This is a genomic window from Spirosoma endophyticum (assembly GCF_900112365.1).
Classification (GTDB): Bacteria; Bacteroidota; Bacteroidia; order Cytophagales; family Spirosomataceae; genus Spirosoma; species Spirosoma endophyticum.
On record NZ_FOLQ01000016.1, the window covers coordinates 115250 to 133370 of the forward strand.

The window sequence follows — 18121 nt, forward strand, 5'->3', positions numbered from 1 at the left end:
TCTTTCATCAGGTAGCTCGTCAGGGTTCGGAAAAACAGTTAAACGGGTGTAGTTCAAGGGTAGAATAGCGGTCTCCAAAACCGTTGATGGGAGTTCGAATCTCTCCACCCGTGCAAATCCCTTACATAAATGGACAAGTTTGTATCGTTTCTGAAAGCCTCTTGGGAGGAAGTTCAGCACAACGTGACTTGGCCTAAATTCAGCGATCTGCAATCCAGTTCAACGCTGGTACTTGTAGCATCGTTGATTTTTGCGCTATTGGTCGGGTTAATTGATTTAGTATTCGAGAACGGGCTGAATGCTTTTTATCAGTCATTCTAATCTATGATTGAGATTGTGGACTTGAGATTAATTAGAAGTCAGCAATTACAGGTCATAAATCTTTACCAATATGAGCGGCATACAGTGGTACGTCATTCGGGCGGTATCAGGGCAGGAGAAGAAGATCAAATCCTACCTTGATAACGAAATTATCCGGCAGAAGTTAGACGAGGTTATTCCGCAGGTTTTGATCCCTGCGGAGAAGGTATACGAAATGCGCAACGGCAAGAAGCGTGTTCGGGAAAAATCATTTTTTCCTGGCTATATCCTGATTTCGGCTGATTTGGGTAATAACCGGGCACTCGACATGATCTTGAATATGCCGGGAGTATTGGGCTTTTTAGGTAATGCCCAAGTGGGCACTACATCAAAAGTACCTGTCCCACTACGTCAGGCCGAAGTAAATCGGATTCTGGGTAAAGTGGAGGAGGAAGCTCAGGAAGTAATCAGCTCGACAGTTGCTTACATCCGGGGTGAAAATGTGAAAGTAGTTGATGGCCCATTTGGTGGTTTCATCGGCACCGTAGAAGAAGTATTCGACGACCGGAAGAAATTGAACGTCGTTGTGAAAATATTTGGCCGGAATACTCCGGTAGAACTCAGTTACGCACAAGTAGAGAAGGAGAATTGATCGCAAATCAGTTATCCGTGGTCCGGCGTTCTATGCTTCCCTCAGAGAATGACCGCCCAAAACAAGTTGATTTGCTGCGAAAGGCGTGCGGATTGGTTATGTGACTAACCGATAGGAAACCGTAAGCAGGAAATCGTAACTCAATTACCACAATGGCAAAAGAAGTAGGTGGCTACGTAAAGCTGCAAGTCAAAGGCGGGCAAGCCAACCCCTCACCTCCGATTGGTCCGGCGCTGGGTTCCAAGGGTTTGAATATCATGGAATTCTGCAAGCAGTTCAACGGTCGGACACAGGACAAAGTGGGTACGGTGTTGCCAGTATTGATTACGTATTACAAGGACAAGTCCTTTGATTTCGTTATCAAAACCCCGCCGGCTCCAATTCTGCTGCTGGAAGCGGCTAAGCTGAAAGGCGGATCTGCTCAACCAAACCGTAACAAAGTTGGCTCAGTATCGTGGGATCAAATTCGGACCATCGCAGAAACAAAGATGCCCGATTTGAACGCCTTCACAGTCGAGTCAGCAATGAAACAGGTGGCCGGTACGGCTCGCAGTATGGGTATCACGGTGACGGGCACTGCGCCCTTCGAGAACTAATAGACTTGCCGAAGCAAACACAGAGATGGCTAAGTTAACGAAAAAACAAAAGGAAGCTCAATCGAAATACGACGCTGCCAAAGAATACTCGCTGCAACAAGCGGCTGAGATTCTGAAGGAGATTTCGTATACGAAATTCGACGCTTCCGTGGATATTGACGTTCGGTTAGGCGTTGATCCGCGTAAAGCCGACCAAATGGTTCGTGGCGTTGCTACGTTGCCACATGGTACGGGTAAAACGGTTCGCGTTCTGGTGCTCTGCACCCCGGACAAGGAGAACGATGCGAAAGAAGCGGGTGCTGATTTCGTGGGTCTGGACGATTACATCCAAAAGATCGAACAAGGCTGGACGGACGTCGACGTGATTATTACGATGCCGAGCGTCATGGCTAAAGTTGGTCGATTGGGTAAAGTCTTGGGTCCACGCGGTTTGATGCCAAATCCGAAATCGGGTACGGTTACTCCCGACGTAGCAAAAGCTGTTCGCGAGGTGAAAGCCGGTAAAATCGACTTTAAAGTCGACAAGCAGGGCGCCATTCACACCAGTATTGGTAAGGTATCGTTTACGCCAGAAAAACTGGCCGAAAACGCGCAGGAAATCATGGCCACATTAATGCGTTTGAAGCCTTCATCGGCTAAAGGTACGTATGTGAAAACGATCAGCCTGTCGAGCACGATGAGTCCGGGAGTAACGATTGATAAAGGCACAGTAGCCGGAATTTAAGCCATGAAGCGCGAGGACAAAGGAGCAATTATTGAGGAATTGACTGAAAAGTTTCAGTCGACTCCCTTCTTCTACATCACGGAAGCCAATGGCATGACGGTTGCTGAAACCAACAATCTCCGTCGGATGTGTTTTGACCGGGGTATTGAGTACAAAGTGGTGAAAAATTCGTTCATCAAAAAAGCACTCGAACCTCTTGATACGGATTATACGCCGTTCAACGATACGGTGCTGCATGGTCAGTCAGCGGTGATGTTTCACCCTGATAATGGCAAGGCACCAGCAAAGCTTATTAAGGAATTTCGTAGAACGAGTGACAAGCTGCAATTAAAAGCTGCGTCGATCGACTACAGCCTATTTATTGGCGCTGACCAACTTGACACGCTCATCGCACTGAAGAGCAAGGAAGAGTTGATTGGCGAAATCATCGGTCTGTTGCAGTCTCCTGCCAAAAACGTCATCTCGGCGTTGCAAGGTGGTGGCAACAAATTGGCCGGTATCCTCAAAACGCTGTCGGAGCGCGAGGAAGCAGCCTAATTTTTCCGGCATCTATTTTTCAATATTGTATCACAATCAAATTAAGAAAATACTACAATGGCAGATTTGAAAGCGTTCGCGGAGCAGCTTGTAAGCCTGACAGTTAAAGAAGTTAACGAGCTAGCTACCATCCTGAAGGATGAGTACGGTATCGAGCCAGCTGCTGCTGCTCCAGTAATGGTAGCTGGTGGTGGTGCAGGTGCTGATGCTCCGGCTGCTGTCGCTGAGAAAACGTCGTTCGACGTTGTTCTGAAAGCGGCTGGTGCTGCTAAACTAGCCGTCGTTAAACTGGTTAAAGATCTGACAGGTCTGGGTCTGAAAGAAGCCAAAGAATTGGTTGATACAGCACCGAAACCAGTAAAAGAAGGCGTAAGCAAAGATGAAGCTGAAGCTTTACGTAAGCAGCTTGAAGAAGCGGGTGCTGAAGTAGAAGTTAAGTAAGCCGATAGCTCTTTCGCATATCACTCCAGATAGGGGAGGCCAGACCGACGTCTGGTCTTTTCCTGTTTGGAGACTTTTTGTCTAAGCTCTTGCAAAAGACAAACTTATTTATATTGCATTATGTTGTCTATTTACGCCCCTTGGGTCGGGTGACACCCGGGGTCTCAATAGCCGCTTAGTCCGAGTGCCGTGGCAAATCTTCGCAACGCACTCATTGAGAATCGGTTACGCAACTAAACGAAGCACAATCTTGGCTACAAACGCGAAAATCAGTACGCGCAAAAATTTTGCGACGATTCAGCCAGTGATTGGGTATCCAGACTTTTTGGATATTCAAGTTAAATCTTTCAAAGACTTTTTTCAACTGGATACGCCGTCTAACCAACGGTCGGAAGAAGGGTTGTTCAAGGTTTTTCAGGAAAATTTTCCTATTTCAGACTCCCGCGAAAATTTCAAGCTGGAGTTCATTGATTACTCGGTCGATCCACCGAAGTACTCAGTCGATGAATCGATCGACCGGGGACTGACGTATTCGGTCCCTTTGAAAGCTAAACTGCGCCTATCGAACAATGATCCTGATAATGAGGATTTCGAAACGATTGAGCAGGAAGTGTTCTTAGGCAACATTCCGTATATGACTGAGAAAGGCTCGTTCGTCATTAACGGGGCGGAGCGGGTGATTGTTTCTCAATTACACCGTTCGCCGGGTGTGTTCTTCTCCATGAGTAAGCACACTAACGGAACGAAACTTTACTCAGCTCGGATTATTCCGTTCAAAGGGTCTTGGATTGAGTTCTCGACGGACGTAAACAATGTCATGTATGCATATATCGACCGGAAAAAGAAATTCCCGGTGACTACGCTGCTACGTGCCATTGGCTTTGGTTCGGATAAAGACATCTTGGATCTGTTCGGTCTATCGGAAGAAGTACCCGCAACGCCTGCCAACCTGAAAAAGGCTATTGGCCGTCGATTAGCTGCTCGGGTATTACGTACCTGGACAGAGGATTTTGTGGATGAAGATACCGGTGAAGTTGTATCGATTAGTCGGAACGAAGTCCTTTTGGAGCGTGATTCGGCTATCTCGGCAGACGACATTGATGTCATTACGGAATCGGGTCAGAAATCGGTCATCCTGCACAAGGAGGACATGAACATGGCCGATTACAACATTATTTATAATACGCTGCAAAAAGATAGCTCCAACTCTGAAAAAGAGGCTGTGGAGCAAATCTATCGCCAGCTACGTAATGCCGATGCGCCAGATGAACAAACAGCTCGTGAAATTATTCAGAGTCTGTTTTTCTCGGATAAGCGGTATGACCTTGGGGATGTAGGCCGTTACCGGATCAACAAAAAACTCGGCCTTGACATTTCGTCGGACATGAAGGTATTAACCACAGAAGACATTGTGTCGATTGTGAAATACCTGATTGGCCTGATTAACTCGAAAGCCGTTGTTGATGATATTGACCACTTAAGTAACCGGCGTGTTCGGACTGTAGGTGAGCAATTGTACGCTCAATTCGGTGTTGGTCTGGCCCGTATGGCGCGGACGATTAAAGAACGGATGAACGTTCGGGACAACGAGGATTTCAAACCTGTTGACCTGATCAACGCCCGTACGCTGTCGTCAGTAATCAATTCGTTCTTCGGTACGAACCAGTTATCGCAGTTCATGGACCAGACTAATCCGCTGGCTGAAGTGACGCATAAGCGTCGGATGTCAGCGCTGGGACCAGGTGGTCTATCACGCGAACGGGCTGGTTTTGAAGTTCGTGACGTACACTATACGCACTACGGTCGTCTGTGTACCATTGAAACGCCGGAAGGACCGAACATCGGACTGATTTCATCGCTTTGCGTTTATGCTAAAATCAATAGCATGGGCTTCATTGAAACACCGTATCGGATTATCGAAAACGGTAAAGTATCGATGGATAAGCCAGTGATGTATTTGACGGCTGAAGAAGAAGATACACACTATATCGCTCAGGCGAACGCAGGCATCGACAAAAAAGGAAACTTCACGGTTGATCGCCTGAAAGCTCGTTTTGAAGGTGACTTCCCAATCGCTGATCCGCAGAACGTAACGTTCATGGATATTGCTGCCAACCAAATTGTGTCGGTAGCCGCGTCCATGATTCCGTTCCTTGAGCACGACGATGCTAACCGGGCCTTGATGGGTTCGAACATGCAACGTCAGGCAGTGCCGCTGCTACGTCCCGAGGCTCCAATTGTGGGTACGGGTCTGGAAGGCCGTGTCGCTGTTGACTCGCGGACGCTCGTAATTGCCGAAGCGGACGGTGTTGTCGAATTTGTTGATTCAACCAAAATTGTTGTTCGCTATAGTCTCGAAGAAGATCAGCTTGCCACTACGTTTGATGAAGATCGAAAGACCTACAAACTGATTAAATTCCGCCGTACCAACCAGGATACATGCATCAACATCAAGCCAACCGTGCTGAAAGGCCAGAAGGTAAAGAAAGGTGATGTGTTGTGCGAAGGGTATGCAACGCAGGCGGGTGAACTAGCTTTAGGTCGGAATATGAAGGTTGCCTTCATGCCCTGGCAGGGATATAACTTTGAGGATGCTATCGTGATTTCGGAGCGTGTTGTACGCGAAGATATTTTCACGTCGATTCACATCGAAGAGTTTGAACTGGAAGTACGTGATACGAAACGGGGAGAAGAAGAATTAACGTCTGAAATCCCGAACGTGAGCGAAGAAACCGTTCGCAATCTTGATGAAAGCGGTATCGTTCGTGTTGGTACGGAAGTAAAAGAAGGTGATATTCTGATCGGTAAGATTACGCCAAAAGGTGAAAGCGATCCGACACCGGAAGAAAAACTTCTCCGAGCCATCTTCGGTGATAAAGCGGGTGATGTGAAGGATGCGTCCAAGAAAGCACCACCGTCTTTGAAAGGCGTTGTGATTGATACCAAGTTGTTTGCGCGTCCGGCCAAAGAAGACCGGGGTAAGCACAAAGACGAAGTTAAGGCACTGATGAAGAAGTACGGCCGTGAGCTGAACGACTTCCGCGCCCGGATGATTGAAAAAATCGTGCCATTGCTAGATGGTAAAACGAGCGCAGGTGTCAAGCATAAATTTGGTGACGAGCTTGTTAGTAAGGGGGTGAAGTTTAGCCGTAAGAACATTATGGAAAACTTGTTCCCAGACCGCAATGCTTATCGGGATGAAAGCAGCTATGCTGTTCCGGAAGAAGCTAACTTATTGTCAGATGTAATTCTGGAAGGCTGGACGGACGACGATAAATTGAATCAGATGGTTGTTGCTTTGGTGAAAAACTACAACAATCGTCGGAGCGAAATCACAGGTAAGTTCAAGCGTGAACGGTTCACACTTGAAGTTGGTGATGAACTCCCAGCAGGTATCGTCAAATTGGCTAAAGTTTATATCGCCAAAAAGCGTAAGCTGAAGGTAGGGGATAAGATGGCCGGTCGTCACGGAAACAAAGGGGTTGTTGCTCGGATTGTTCGCGATGAAGACATGCCGTTCCTTGAAGATGGAACGAAAGTGGATATCGTCTTGAATCCGCTTGGCGTACCTTCCCGAATGAACCTGGGTCAGATTTATGAAACTGTACTGGCGTGGGCTGGTCAGAAACTTAACCGTAAGTACGCTACGCCGATTTTCGACGGGGCAACAGAACAGCAGGTTGCCGATGAACTGGACGAGGCAGGTTTGCCTTCATTCGGGCGGACGTACCTCTACAATGGACTGACGGGTGAGCGTTTCGATCAACCTGTAACGGTGGGGATCATTTACATGCTTAAACTCGGTCACTTAGTGGACGATAAGATGCACGCCCGTTCGATTGGACCTTACTCGCTCATCACGCAGCAACCGCTGGGTGGTAAAGCACAGTTCGGTGGTCAGCGATTTGGTGAGATGGAAGTGTGGGCGTTGGAAGCTTTTGGTGCTGCCAACATCCTGCAGGAAATTCTTACCGTGAAATCAGATGACGTGGTCGGCCGTGCGAAAGCATACGAAGCTATCGTGAAAGGTGAAAACCTGCCGAAGCCGAATATTCCTGAGTCATTCAACGTACTTGTTCACGAGTTACGTGGTCTGGCCCTTGAAATTACATTAGAGTAACTAGTTGATAGTCATCGGTCGATAGTTATCAGCAGCGTAAGCCACTGAAGACTATTGACTGATGACTAACGACTCTTTCAAACCTATAATCTCCAACCAATGTCGTTCAAAAAGAACAAGAAACTCAACAGCGACTTCCAGAGCGTGACCATCAGCCTGGCATCGCCGGAGTCTATTTTGGAGAGTTCCTACGGCGAAGTGACACAGCCGGAGACAATCAATTACCGGACCTACAAACCCGAGATGGGTGGCTTGTTCTGCGAGCGCATCTTCGGGCCCGTAAAGGACTGGGAGTGTCACTGCGGCAAGTATAAGCGGATACGCTATAAAGGCATTATCTGTGACCGCTGCGGTGTGGAAGTAACCGAGAAAAAGGTGCGCCGGGAGCGTATGGGCCACATCGAACTGGTGGTGCCTGTTGCGCATATCTGGTATTTCCGCAGTCTGCCAAATAAAATTGGTTATCTGCTTGGTCTTTCGACGAAGAAACTTGATCAGGTTATTTACTACGAACGCTACGTAGTTGTTCAGCCAGGCGTTAAAGCCGAAGATGGTATCAACCAACTCGACTTCCTCACAGAAGACGAGTACCTGGACATTATCGACAAACTGCCGAGCAGCAACCAGCACCTCGACGACAAGGACCCGAACAAATTCATCGCGAAGATGGGGGCCGACGCGTTAGAGATGCTGTTGTCGCGCGTTCAACTGGATGAGTTGTCGTATTCACTACGTCACTCAGCCGCTACGGATACGTCGCAGCAACGCAAAGCAGAAGCGTTAAAGCGTCTGAAAGTAGTTGAAGCGTTCCGCGAAGCGAACGGTCGTATTGAAAACCGTCCTGAATGGATGGTGATCAAAATGGTGCCGGTAATTCCGCCCGAACTGCGTCCGCTTGTCCCTCTGGATGGTGGCCGGTTTGCTACGTCTGATTTGAATGACCTGTATCGTCGGGTTATCATTCGGAACAACCGTCTGAAACGGCTTATCGAAATCAAGGCGCCTGAAGTAATTCTCCGGAATGAAAAACGGATGTTGCAGGAAGCTGTCGATTCGCTGTTCGACAACTCACGTAAGGTAAACGCCGTTCGTTCGGAAGGTAACCGTGCGCTGAAGTCGTTGTCAGACATGTTGAAAGGTAAGCAAGGTCGTTTCCGTCAGAACCTGCTCGGTAAGCGTGTTGACTATTCAGGTCGTTCGGTTATCGTCGTTGGTCCTGAATTGAAACTTCACGAGTGCGGTCTTCCGAAAGACATGGCGGCTGAATTATTCAAGCCGTTCGTTATCCGGAAGCTCATTGAGCGGGGTATCGTTAAAACGGTGAAATCGGCTAAGAAAATCGTTGATCGGAAAGATCCTGTTATCTGGGACATTCTGGAAAACGTTTTGAAAGGTCACCCTGTACTGCTGAACCGGGCTCCAACTTTGCACCGGTTAGGTATCCAGGCGTTCCAGCCGAAACTTATTGAAGGTAAAGCTATTCAGCTTCACCCACTCGTTTGTACCGCTTTCAATGCTGACTTTGACGGTGACCAGATGGCTGTTCACGTACCACTGGGACAGGAAGCTGTTCTGGAGGCATCGTTGCTCATGCTGGCCTCGCACAATATCCTGAACCCTGCCAACGGTGCACCGATTACGGTACCATCGCAGGACATGGTATTGGGTCTATACTACGTAACGAAAGGTCGTAAGAGCATTCCTGAGTACCCAATTGCGGGTGAAGGCATGACGTTCTACGGGACTGAAGAAGTTATTATTGGTATCAACGAAGGCAAAGTTTCCAAGCACGCCAATATCAAGTGCCGGGTGCGCCTTCGGGACGAAAGTGGTGAGTTGGTCTATAAAGTAATTGACACCGTAGCGGGTCGATTGTTGTTCAACCAGGCTGTTCCGGAAGAAGTTGGTTACATTAATGAACTGCTGACCAAGAAAAAGCTGCAACAAATTATTGCGCTTATCTTCAAAATTTCGGGTGGTGCCCGGACGGCTCAGTTCCTTGACGAAATTAAGGAACTTGGGTTCCAGATGGCGTTTAAGGGCGGTCTATCTATCGGTTTGAGCGACGTAATGATTCCTGAAGCAAAACAGGGACTTGTTGACGAAGCTAAAACTGAAGTGCAGGCTGTTTGGGATAACTACCTAATGGGTCTGATTACGGAAAACGAACGTTATAACCAGGTTATTGACATCTGGACACGTGTTAACTCCCGTCTAACTGAGACGCTGATGAAGCAACTCGAAGCAGATCAGGGTGGTTTTAACTCGATCTATATGATGATGCACTCGGGCGCCCGTGGTTCCCGTGAGCAGATTCGTCAGTTGGGTGGTATGCGTGGTCTGATGGCTAAACCGCAGAAAAACCTGCAAGGCTCTGTCGGTGAGATTATTGAAAACCCAATCCTGTCGAACTTCAAAGAAGGTCTTGACGTATTGGAGTACTTTATCTCAACCCACGGTGCTCGGAAAGGTCTGGCTGATACGGCTCTGAAAACAGCCGATGCTGGTTACCTGACCCGTCGTCTGCATGACGTAGCACAGGATGTTATTATCAGTGAAGATGATTGCGGCACACTACGTGGTCTGCAGGTATCGGCATTGAAAGATAACGAAGATATCGTTGAGCCACTTTCGGAACGTATCTTGGGCCGGACAACGGTTCATGATGTCTACGATCCGTTAACGAAAGAATTGATCGTTGCTTCTGGTGAATTAGTAACCGAAGAAGTAGCGGCCCATATTGACGAAACCAGCATTGAAACGGTCGAAATCCGGTCGGTATTGACATGCGAATCGCGTCAGGGTGTGTGTGCCAAATGCTATGGTCGTAACCTGGCATCGGGCCGCATGGTCGACATCGGCGAAGCAGTAGGCGTAATTGCCTCGCAATCAATTGGTGAGCCAGGTACACAGTTAACGCTGCGTACTTTCCACGTGGGTGGTACAGCTTCCAACATTGCGGTTGATGCGTCGATCAAAGCGAAATTCGATGGTCTGATCGAGCTTGAAGAAATGCGGACGGTTGATTCAGAAGATGCTGAAGGTAATCCGTTGACGATTGTTATGGGTCGCTCGGGCGAAGTTCGGATTGTGAATCCGAATGATCGCAACGTAGTACTGATCAGTAACAACGTACCGTATGGTGCATTCCTGCGGGTGAAAGATGGCGATATGGTGAAAAAAGGCGACGATATCTGCGCTTGGGACCCTTATAACGCCGTTATTCTGTCCGAATTGACTGGTACTTTGTCATTCGATGCGATTGAAGATGGTATCACCTACCGCGAAGAGTTTGATGAACAAACAGGCTTCCAGGAGAAGGTAATCATCGAAACGCGCGATAAAGCGAAGAACCCGGCTATTATTGTACAGGGTACCACTACCTTGACGCTTCACCTTCCCGACAACGAAGGTGGTCCATTGCAGAAGAGTTACAACTTGCCTGTTGGATCACGTCTGGTCGTGAAAGAAGGACAGAAGATCAAGGCTGGTCAACCGCTGGCGAAGATTCCACGTAACGTGGGTAAAACCCGTGACATTACGGGTGGTCTGCCACGCGTAACGGAATTGTTTGAAGCCCGGAACCCGTCGAACCCAGCTGTGGTAAGCGAAATTGATGGTGTTGTTACGTACGGCGCTATCAAACGGGGTAATCGCGAAATCTTCATCGAGTCGAAAGACGGTACAAAGAAGAAGTACCTGGTTCCACTCTCGAAGTTTATCCTTGTACAGGACAATGACTTTGTACGGGCTGGTGCTCCGCTGTCTGACGGTGCTATTACGCCGAGCGATATTCTGGCCATCAAAGGTCCGACGGCCGTTCAGGAATATCTGGTGAACGAAATTCAGGAAGTATATCGCCTGCAAGGGGTGAAAATCAACGATAAGCATATCGAAGCCATTGTTCGGCAGATGATGCAGAAAGTTGAGATCATCGATTCTGGCGATACGAATTTCCTGGAGGGTCAGGTGGTTGACAAATGGTCTTTCCGCGAAGAGAACGACAAAGTTCTTGATGCTAAGGTTGTTATGGATGCCGGTGATTCGCCAAACGTTAAACCAGGTCAAATCGTAACGAGTCGTCAACTACGTGATGAGAACTCAAGCCTAAAACGCCGTGATATGGCCCTTGTGACCGTTCGCGATGCCATGGCAGCCGTTTCGCAGCCAACGCTGATGGGTATCACCCAGTCGTCGCTAGGTACGGACAGCTTCATCTCGGCGGCATCTTTCCAGGAAACGACGAAAGTGTTGAGTGAGGCTTCGATTCGTGGCAAGCGCGACGTACTCGACGGTCTGAAAGAAAACGTGATCGTTGGTCACCTGATTCCAGCCGGTACGGGTCTGCGTCATTACCAGAACGCGATTGTTGGTTCGAAAGAAGAACTGGAAGTGGTTACGGAATCACGCGAACAGTTTGCCCGCAGCAAAAAACGGGCGACGGTCTAAGCGTCGAATCTAAAATAGATAGTAAAATGCCCCGGTCAGAAATGGCTGGGGCATTTTTTATTTAAAGTAGTATGCCAGATCGTAGCATATCATGCTAATGCATTAGCTCATCGAAGGTGATACTAACGTAATATAAGCCGCCAATTTGAGCCAGACCGTACCCTTGTGCGTAATACTTGTTCAGGATATTCGTGCCGCCAAGCTTAATAATCGACTTAACCGAAGGTACTTTATAGGATATCTGTGCATCCAGGCTCGTCCAGGAAGGGAGCCAGACATCACCTGCTGTTATGCCCTGTTCATACCACATTCGATCTGTCCATCGATACGTAATGGTAGCCCCAAGACGTTCGGTTAAACGCGGGTTGCTTAGGGTGATGTTATACCGATTTTCGGGTGTGTTGAAGAAGGTACGACCCAATTGCACGACTTCGGGGTTGCTTATTTTTCGCTTAACTACGGGTACGCCAGCCAAATCATTACGTATCGACCCGCGCGCATCGTGTAGCGTAATCAGTCCAATCTGATGCGTGTAATTACCGCTTACCGTAAAGCCTTCGCCCAATCCGTACTCTAGTCCAATGCCAGCACCACGAACAAAAACTTCGTTGGCGCTATTGACATTGACCTGGAGCGTCCTGTAATTGGCTGGAGTCAAAAGCGCCGTTGCACCTCCACCTGGTGTTAACAATTGGTATTCTGTTTGAGGAGTGATAAGATCGGTATAGCGGCTGGCAAAGTAAAAGGCATCAATATAAAACTTGTTTTTAATCAGCGTCTTATAACCAACTTCCCACGTGCTGATCTTCTCCGTCGTAAACTGGTTTGGATCGACAACAAACGGTTTAGGAGCTGTAGTCGTTGTATTCGATTGATAAGGCGTTGTTTCTGCTTGTAAGTAACCAGGATTACTCACCAGACCCGTGCCATTATACGCCACCGATGATCCACCGACTTCACCGCCTGCACCCGCAACGGGAATCAGAAATAACTGCTCTGGCGTGGGATTTCGGAAAGCTGTCTGCCAAGACGCCCGAAAATTATGTACACCAAGGCTGAGCACTGCCGACACACGGGGTGTTAGTCCGCCTTTCAAATACTGATTCTTGTCGTAGCGAATCGCTACCGTTGGCTTGAATGTTACCCCTTCATCCAGACTAAATTCTTTAGATGCCTGGAGGTAAGCGCCTACTTCATTGATCGTGTACTCTGAACCATCGGTTTTTCGAGAGAACAACGTACCGCCAGAAGCCAGCGCGTAATGCCGAAGACTGGCACCGGCAATCACGTCGGCTATCTGGAGTATGTTTTTAAAATTGTACATCCCTTCGTAATGCCATAGCTGTGAGTTATCGCGGAAACGTCGTCCTCGTGCAGCGGTTGAACCGGGAATGAAATCAGTGTTGTACGTATTGGCATACGTATCACGAACTGTATTAAAGGAAGTCGAGCCAGGTAGGTAACGACCACGATTGGACTCAACGCGGGCCTGACCAATGCTGACTTTGTTTTCGACGTAACTCTGCCCGAATTCTGCAGCCCACTGTCCGAGCGATTTCCAGGTGTTGTTGATGACAGTCGCTACTTGCCCAATGTTCCATCCATCGGCTTTTTGCTGTGTCGTGTAAGCCCGCAGAAAGAAATTGTCACCGCGTATTTCAGCCTTGATCTGGTGGCGCTGGTAGTCTGGAAAATACTCGCGGTAATTATTGGTGCGAATAAAATTTCCATTCCCATAATTCCAGCTCAGAGAGGCTTCAATGTCGTCCGACAGTTTATAATGCAGCGCTACGTTCGCGCGGTTACTGAAAACCTTGCCCTTGTTGCCAATTACGTCAAGTTCCGTGTAGCCCGTTCGCGTAACAAACTTGTTGTTTAACAGTACGTTGGCATAATTGACTGGATATTTAAACGCCCCCCCGCTATTAATGTCATCGCCATATACGTTGACGCCATCATACTCAAAATTTATATTGGCGTTTGTGATAGGCGCGTAGCCAATACCGGTAGCAATACCGCCCCGACTGGCATCGGTAATGAAAAAACTGGTCCGGGCACTCGTTGACCGGTCACTATAATCGTCGGCAATGAAGTCCGTACCGTCCAGACGCTGGAAACTGACTTTAAGCGCCATTCGATCGCCGAGTTGTTTTGCATAACGTACCGCCAAATCCGTATATGGTTTTGGACCAAAATTTGCCTTCCCAACATTATTGACACCGCCCTTTAGCTGCACACTCAGCCCCTGATACGTAAAGGGGTTCTTGCTCGTGGTGAGCATCATGCCCTGCATGGCATCCGGTCCGTAGAGTGCCGACGACGCACCCGGAACCAGCTCAATGCTCTCCACATCTAAATCCGGAATGCCCGCTACGTTCCCGAAACCAAATCCTAAACCTGGTGAGCGGTTATCCATACCGTCCGTTAGTTGCAGAAACCGGGTGTTATTATTGGAATCAAATCCACGCATATTGACCGACTTAAATGTCAGGCTCTGAGTTAGAAAATCGACACCCTTTACGTTCTGAAGCGCATCGTATGGGCTAATAGCTGTCGACTGTTGGAATTGACGTACGCCAAGTTTCTCGACGGATGTTGTGGTTGTCTTGATATCCTCCGGTACGCGGCTGGCCGCTACAACCACTTCATCGGTTAAGATAGATTCGGGTGAGAGTTCTACAAGGATACGGCGAAAGTTATTACCCCGAACCATCACATTCTCCTGATGGTGACCAATGTATGAAATGGTGATCGGAAATGGTAAAGCAGCTGTGGATTGAAGCGCGAAATGTCCGTTAGCCTGTGAAATGGTCCCCTTACTCGTCCCTTTAATGATGATAATTGCGCCCTCTAATGGTTGCCCCTTTTGATTTGTCACTATCCCTGCCAGGTTGAGTTGCGCCCGGCCAGGTAGCGCACACAGTAACGCAAGAGCTATAAATAGAAGATGTTTTCTCATAGTTGGATACCCTGATATATTAACACATCAAGGAAGGTAAATGCAAAGATTGCAAAAAAGCAGAAGCTGTTTACGTTAATATTACTAACGTAAACAGCTTCTGGCAAATAAAAAAATGCGGTCCAACTATTCTTGATGCCCTATTCCTACTGCTGAAGCTCCAGAAACTACGATCCGTTAATCGATTTTGATGTCGTAAATGTAACCATAAGCCTGGGAATAGTTTGGTATTAAGGGGTGGTTTTTAATACGGTTAGAACGTGTATCGTAACGTAACACCATAGGTACGGGGGTCTCCTATAATACCGGCATAGTGGCCTGCGCTTCCTGGAGCCGCCAGTAACTGCTCATAGTAGTTTGTGTTGAAGAGATTCCTAGCCCATATGAAAATCGAAATTCCAGAGGAAGCCCTAAAACCAAGTCGGCCGTTCACCAGCGAATAGCCATCAATATTTAAATATTGAGACGGCGATGGACTCGAAGAAAACGAAGAACGATAGAAAGCATCTACTCCAAGAAAGTAATTTCCTTTTAAACTGATGAGATTTCCCCTGGCGGTTACTTCGCCACCTACCGATCCCGACCATTTTGAGATACCAGGTAAAACACCTCCAGAAATGTCTTTAAACGCTTGTTCTCCACCCGTTTCTTCGAGCGGCACCGGCGCATTTTTAAAAGACACGTACTTGCCATCCGTATAGGCAACGGCTGCGTTCAGGGTTAACCGATTGGCTACCCGTATATTTCCGTCTAGCTCAACACCCATTACCCGTACTTTCTCCGCATTAGCCAGATAGCCTCTGTTCACACCTGGCTCGGGCGTTTGCACCTGCGTCTGAAAGTCTTTTATTTCCGTATTGTAGACGACCAGATTCAGGGTGGAGTTAGGAGATGGTTTCGTTTTCAGGCCAAATTCGACGTGGTTTACATGCTCGGGCTTCACTCTGGCCAGATCAAGTAATGTCTGTCCGTTGGCCGTTGGTAATCCGCCAATATTAATCCCGACGGGTTTGTAGCTGATGGCATAGGTTCCAAAGGCATTGATCGACCGGCCGGCTCTATATTGCAGGGTAACCTGCCCCGAGAAATTTCCTTCTGATACGTCCGTGTCGAACGCCTGATTTGTGTAAACTCCGTTCTTTAAGGCTAGTAAGGCCGGATCGGTTGTTTGCAGACCTCCGTAGGTTTCTCGTTTGTAGTTGGCTACCTTCTTGTCGTAATTATACCGGGCTCCTGGTAGAATATGGATTCGATCTGTCAGGGCCCAGTCAAGTTGGCCGAAGGCCGCTAGCCCTGTACTCTGGATTCGGTTGGTTGTACGGATACCGAAGTTATCGAATAGACCCGGCGTTTTCCAAAGAGCGCTGGTGGAGCTTTGCGCAAAACGCCATTGGGCAGAACCGGCTTCTTCAGTCTGTACGGGGTCTGATTTTAAATCCTGCCAAAGGCCAAATAAACCAACAACACCGCTTAATCGGGATGAGATTTTACCGGCGTACCGTATCTCCTGCGACCACTGATCATGCACCGAGTTGCCTGACGAAATCGTAAAGACGGGTAAACCAATGTAGTCGCGGTCGTTCAGCGGGGTCCATTGCCAGTGACGCCAGGCGGATGTGGAGGTTAGTGTACCATTGCCGATTTTAATATCAGCATTTAACGACACCCCACCAAGGTTATTATCTGCTTTTGAGGGCGTATCAAGGTCAACGATACGTTCAAAAGCGCTTGAATAGGGGAGTTTGTAATTTAAATCGGCGATAATGGCATTGAATTGACGATAAGCCGCTCGTTTGGTAGGAACCACACCCGCTACGGGCCAACCATATCCATTCGGTTTTTGCTCGGAGACATCTCCGATGATGGTAATTTTTACATTATCGCTTGGAGTATATAGGAGTTGCGCCCGCACGCCAATATTGTTAATGTCATTGATTGGAAGCTGGGTATGTACATTGTAAAAAGTCCCGTTCCGCTGCGTACCCGTAAACGATATCCGCGCGGCAAGCTTTTTGCTCAGTGGGCCCGTGAGTGAGCCTTTGGCCTGGATGTACCCGTAATTGCCATAACTCAGTTCAAAACTTCCGCTTGGCGTAAACCCAGCAGGACGCGTGGTAATATTAAAGGCGCCAGCTGTTGTATTCTTACCAAATAATGTCCCCTGAGGGCCTCGCAACACCTCTACCTGTTCAATATCGATAAAGTCGAGCGCTGTGGCCGCCGGACGAGCGTAGTAAACGCCATCTACATAAAATCCGACACCCGGATCAATACCGTCGTTCGTTAACCCAAACGTAGAGCCTAAGCCACGAATATTAAGCGTTGTATTTCGGGCATTGGAGGCATACAACTGAACGGTAGGCACCAGTTCTTTCAATCGATTCACATTAAAAGCGCCCGCATCTTCGGCCCGGTTACCACTGACCACGGAGATTGGAATGGGAACGTCCTGCGCTGATTCCTGGCGACGTCGGGACGTAATGACTACGTCATCTAGCTGATTAGGGGCATCTTCGAGTTGAATTTCTACGTTGTTATCGGTCAGAACAACTTCTTTAGTTTGGTAGCCCACGAAAGAGACAACGACTGTAAATGGTAGCTTTTGGGCCGTAAGCAGATTGAACTGGCCATTTATGTCGGTTGACGCCCCATTGGTTATTCCCTTAATCGTTACGGTAGCGCCAATTAAGAATTCTTTCGTGCGTGCATCAACAACTTTTCCGGATACTGTTGAATTAATGATGGGTGCATTTTGAGCCGATGAAAGTAAGGGTGTGAGTAATATTCCTATCAGCCAGGCTGCCTTTAAAATTTGTTTCATGCCTAATCGTGTTTGGTAGTAATTGTGGTGTCGCTAGTTGCGAGCATCTGTGCACTGCTTTTCAGTTTTACGTATTCTCCCTATTCTCCCGGTTGTAGGTAGACTATAAGTACTTATAGTCTATTGGATTAATAGGAAATGCAAAACAGCAGCATCTTGCGCGTACTTCCAAACGATAGCAGGAAAATTCTGTTATAGATTTGTGAGTTAGTCCGTAAAGAATGCTACCTCCTTCTTACGAAAGAAACAGCTTATGCGCTCTCGATCAGCCTGTAAGTAATTCACTTCTTCGAGAACAGCCCCTTGTAACGATTCTAGATCGGCAAAAACTCGGTTTTTCAAGGCTCGTTTAAGCTGGCTCCATACTAACTCCACCGGATTAAGCATGGGACTGTAGGCTGGTAGACGCTCCAAGTGAACCCGGCCCGGCTTTTTATGAAGCCACTCTTTAACGATCTGAGAGCGGTGGATGGCCGCCCCGTCCCAGATTACCAGCAGGTTTTTGCGTCGATAGTGCCAGCA

11 protein-coding genes and 1 tRNA gene are annotated in these 18121 nt (G+C 48.0%); 9 read left to right on the forward strand and 3 right to left on the reverse strand.

Translation table 11 applies throughout. The features are described from left to right. Nucleotides 1–42 precede the first annotated feature (42 nt). The 9 genes from BM202_RS27440 (at nucleotide 43) to rpoC (ending at nucleotide 11819) form a co-directional block, all read left to right on the forward strand. Nucleotides 43–113 (forward strand) — tRNA-Trp (locus tag BM202_RS27440). 16 nt (nucleotides 114–129) lie between these two features. Continuing rightward, on the forward strand, nucleotides 130–321 hold the full coding sequence (gene secE / locus BM202_RS27445) for a preprotein translocase subunit SecE (RefSeq protein WP_093832236.1): 192 nt from the start codon (nucleotides 130–132) through the stop codon (nucleotides 319–321). Between the two features lie 70 nt (nucleotides 322–391). Continuing rightward, entirely contained in the window at nucleotides 392–952 is a 561-nt protein-coding gene (nusG, locus tag BM202_RS27450) for a transcription termination/antitermination protein NusG (protein ID WP_093832238.1), read from the forward strand. Between the two features lie 152 nt (nucleotides 953–1104). Next, nucleotides 1105–1548, forward strand: a complete 444-nt coding sequence (rplK, locus tag BM202_RS27455) for a 50S ribosomal protein L11 (RefSeq protein WP_093832240.1) — start codon at nucleotides 1105–1107, stop codon at nucleotides 1546–1548. 25 nt (nucleotides 1549–1573) lie between these two features. Then, the gene (rplA, locus tag BM202_RS27460; protein ID WP_093832242.1) at nucleotides 1574–2272 is read left to right on the forward strand and encodes a 50S ribosomal protein L1; all 699 of its coding nucleotides are present in this window, start codon (nucleotides 1574–1576) and stop codon (nucleotides 2270–2272) included. A gap of 3 nt (nucleotides 2273–2275) precedes the next feature. Continuing rightward, nucleotides 2276–2809, forward strand: a complete 534-nt coding sequence (rplJ, locus tag BM202_RS27465) for a 50S ribosomal protein L10 (RefSeq protein ID WP_093832244.1) — start codon at nucleotides 2276–2278, stop codon at nucleotides 2807–2809. A gap of 57 nt (nucleotides 2810–2866) precedes the next feature. Continuing rightward, complete coding sequence (gene rplL, locus BM202_RS27470) at nucleotides 2867–3250, forward strand: 50S ribosomal protein L7/L12 (protein WP_093832246.1); 384 nt, start codon at nucleotides 2867–2869, stop codon at nucleotides 3248–3250. Nucleotides 3251–3500: 250 nt separating this feature from the next. Next, on the forward strand, nucleotides 3501–7370 hold the full coding sequence (gene rpoB / locus BM202_RS27475) for a DNA-directed RNA polymerase subunit beta (protein ID WP_093832248.1): 3870 nt from the start codon (nucleotides 3501–3503) through the stop codon (nucleotides 7368–7370). A gap of 99 nt (nucleotides 7371–7469) precedes the next feature. Next, on the forward strand, nucleotides 7470–11819 hold the full coding sequence (gene rpoC / locus BM202_RS27480) for a DNA-directed RNA polymerase subunit beta' (protein ID WP_093832250.1): 4350 nt from the start codon (nucleotides 7470–7472) through the stop codon (nucleotides 11817–11819). 94 nt (nucleotides 11820–11913) lie between these two features. On the opposite strand, the gene BM202_RS27485 is transcribed toward rpoC, so the two are convergent. From BM202_RS27485 to BM202_RS27495, 3 genes are all read right to left on the reverse strand, one after another. After that, entirely contained in the window at nucleotides 11914–14778 is a 2865-nt protein-coding gene (locus BM202_RS27485) for a TonB-dependent receptor (protein ID WP_093832252.1), read from the reverse strand. Between the two features lie 253 nt (nucleotides 14779–15031). Next, a complete protein-coding gene (locus BM202_RS27490; protein WP_093832254.1) occupies nucleotides 15032–17599 on the reverse strand; it encodes a TonB-dependent receptor in 2568 nt (855 codons plus the stop codon). Nucleotides 17600–17806: 207 nt separating this feature from the next. Further along, nucleotides 17807–18121 (reverse strand): transposase (locus tag BM202_RS27495; protein ID WP_177236695.1); only part of this gene is annotated, 315 nt, incomplete at its 5' end.

Bases quoted from the DNA above. Each gene is read 5' to 3' on its own strand.
- secE (WP_093832236.1), top strand. From the start codon at position 130: ATGGACAAGTTTGTATCGTTTCTGAAAGCCTCTTGGGAGGAAGTTCAG.
- nusG (WP_093832238.1), top strand. From the start codon at position 392: ATGAGCGGCATACAGTGGTACGTCATTCGGGCGGTATCAGGGCAGGAG.
- rplK (WP_093832240.1), top strand. From the start codon at position 1,105: ATGGCAAAAGAAGTAGGTGGCTACGTAAAGCTGCAAGTCAAAGGCGGG.
- rplA (WP_093832242.1), top strand. From the start codon at position 1,574: ATGGCTAAGTTAACGAAAAAACAAAAGGAAGCTCAATCGAAATACGAC.
- rplJ (WP_093832244.1), top strand. From the start codon at position 2,276: ATGAAGCGCGAGGACAAAGGAGCAATTATTGAGGAATTGACTGAAAAG.
- rplL (WP_093832246.1), top strand. From the start codon at position 2,867: ATGGCAGATTTGAAAGCGTTCGCGGAGCAGCTTGTAAGCCTGACAGTT.
- rpoC (WP_093832250.1), top strand. From the start codon at position 7,470: ATGTCGTTCAAAAAGAACAAGAAACTCAACAGCGACTTCCAGAGCGTG.
- BM202_RS27485 (WP_093832252.1), bottom strand. From the start codon at position 14,778: ATGAGAAAACATCTTCTATTTATAGCTCTTGCGTTACTGTGTGCGCTA.
- BM202_RS27490 (WP_093832254.1), bottom strand. From the start codon at position 17,599: ATGAAACAAATTTTAAAGGCAGCCTGGCTGATAGGAATATTACTCACA.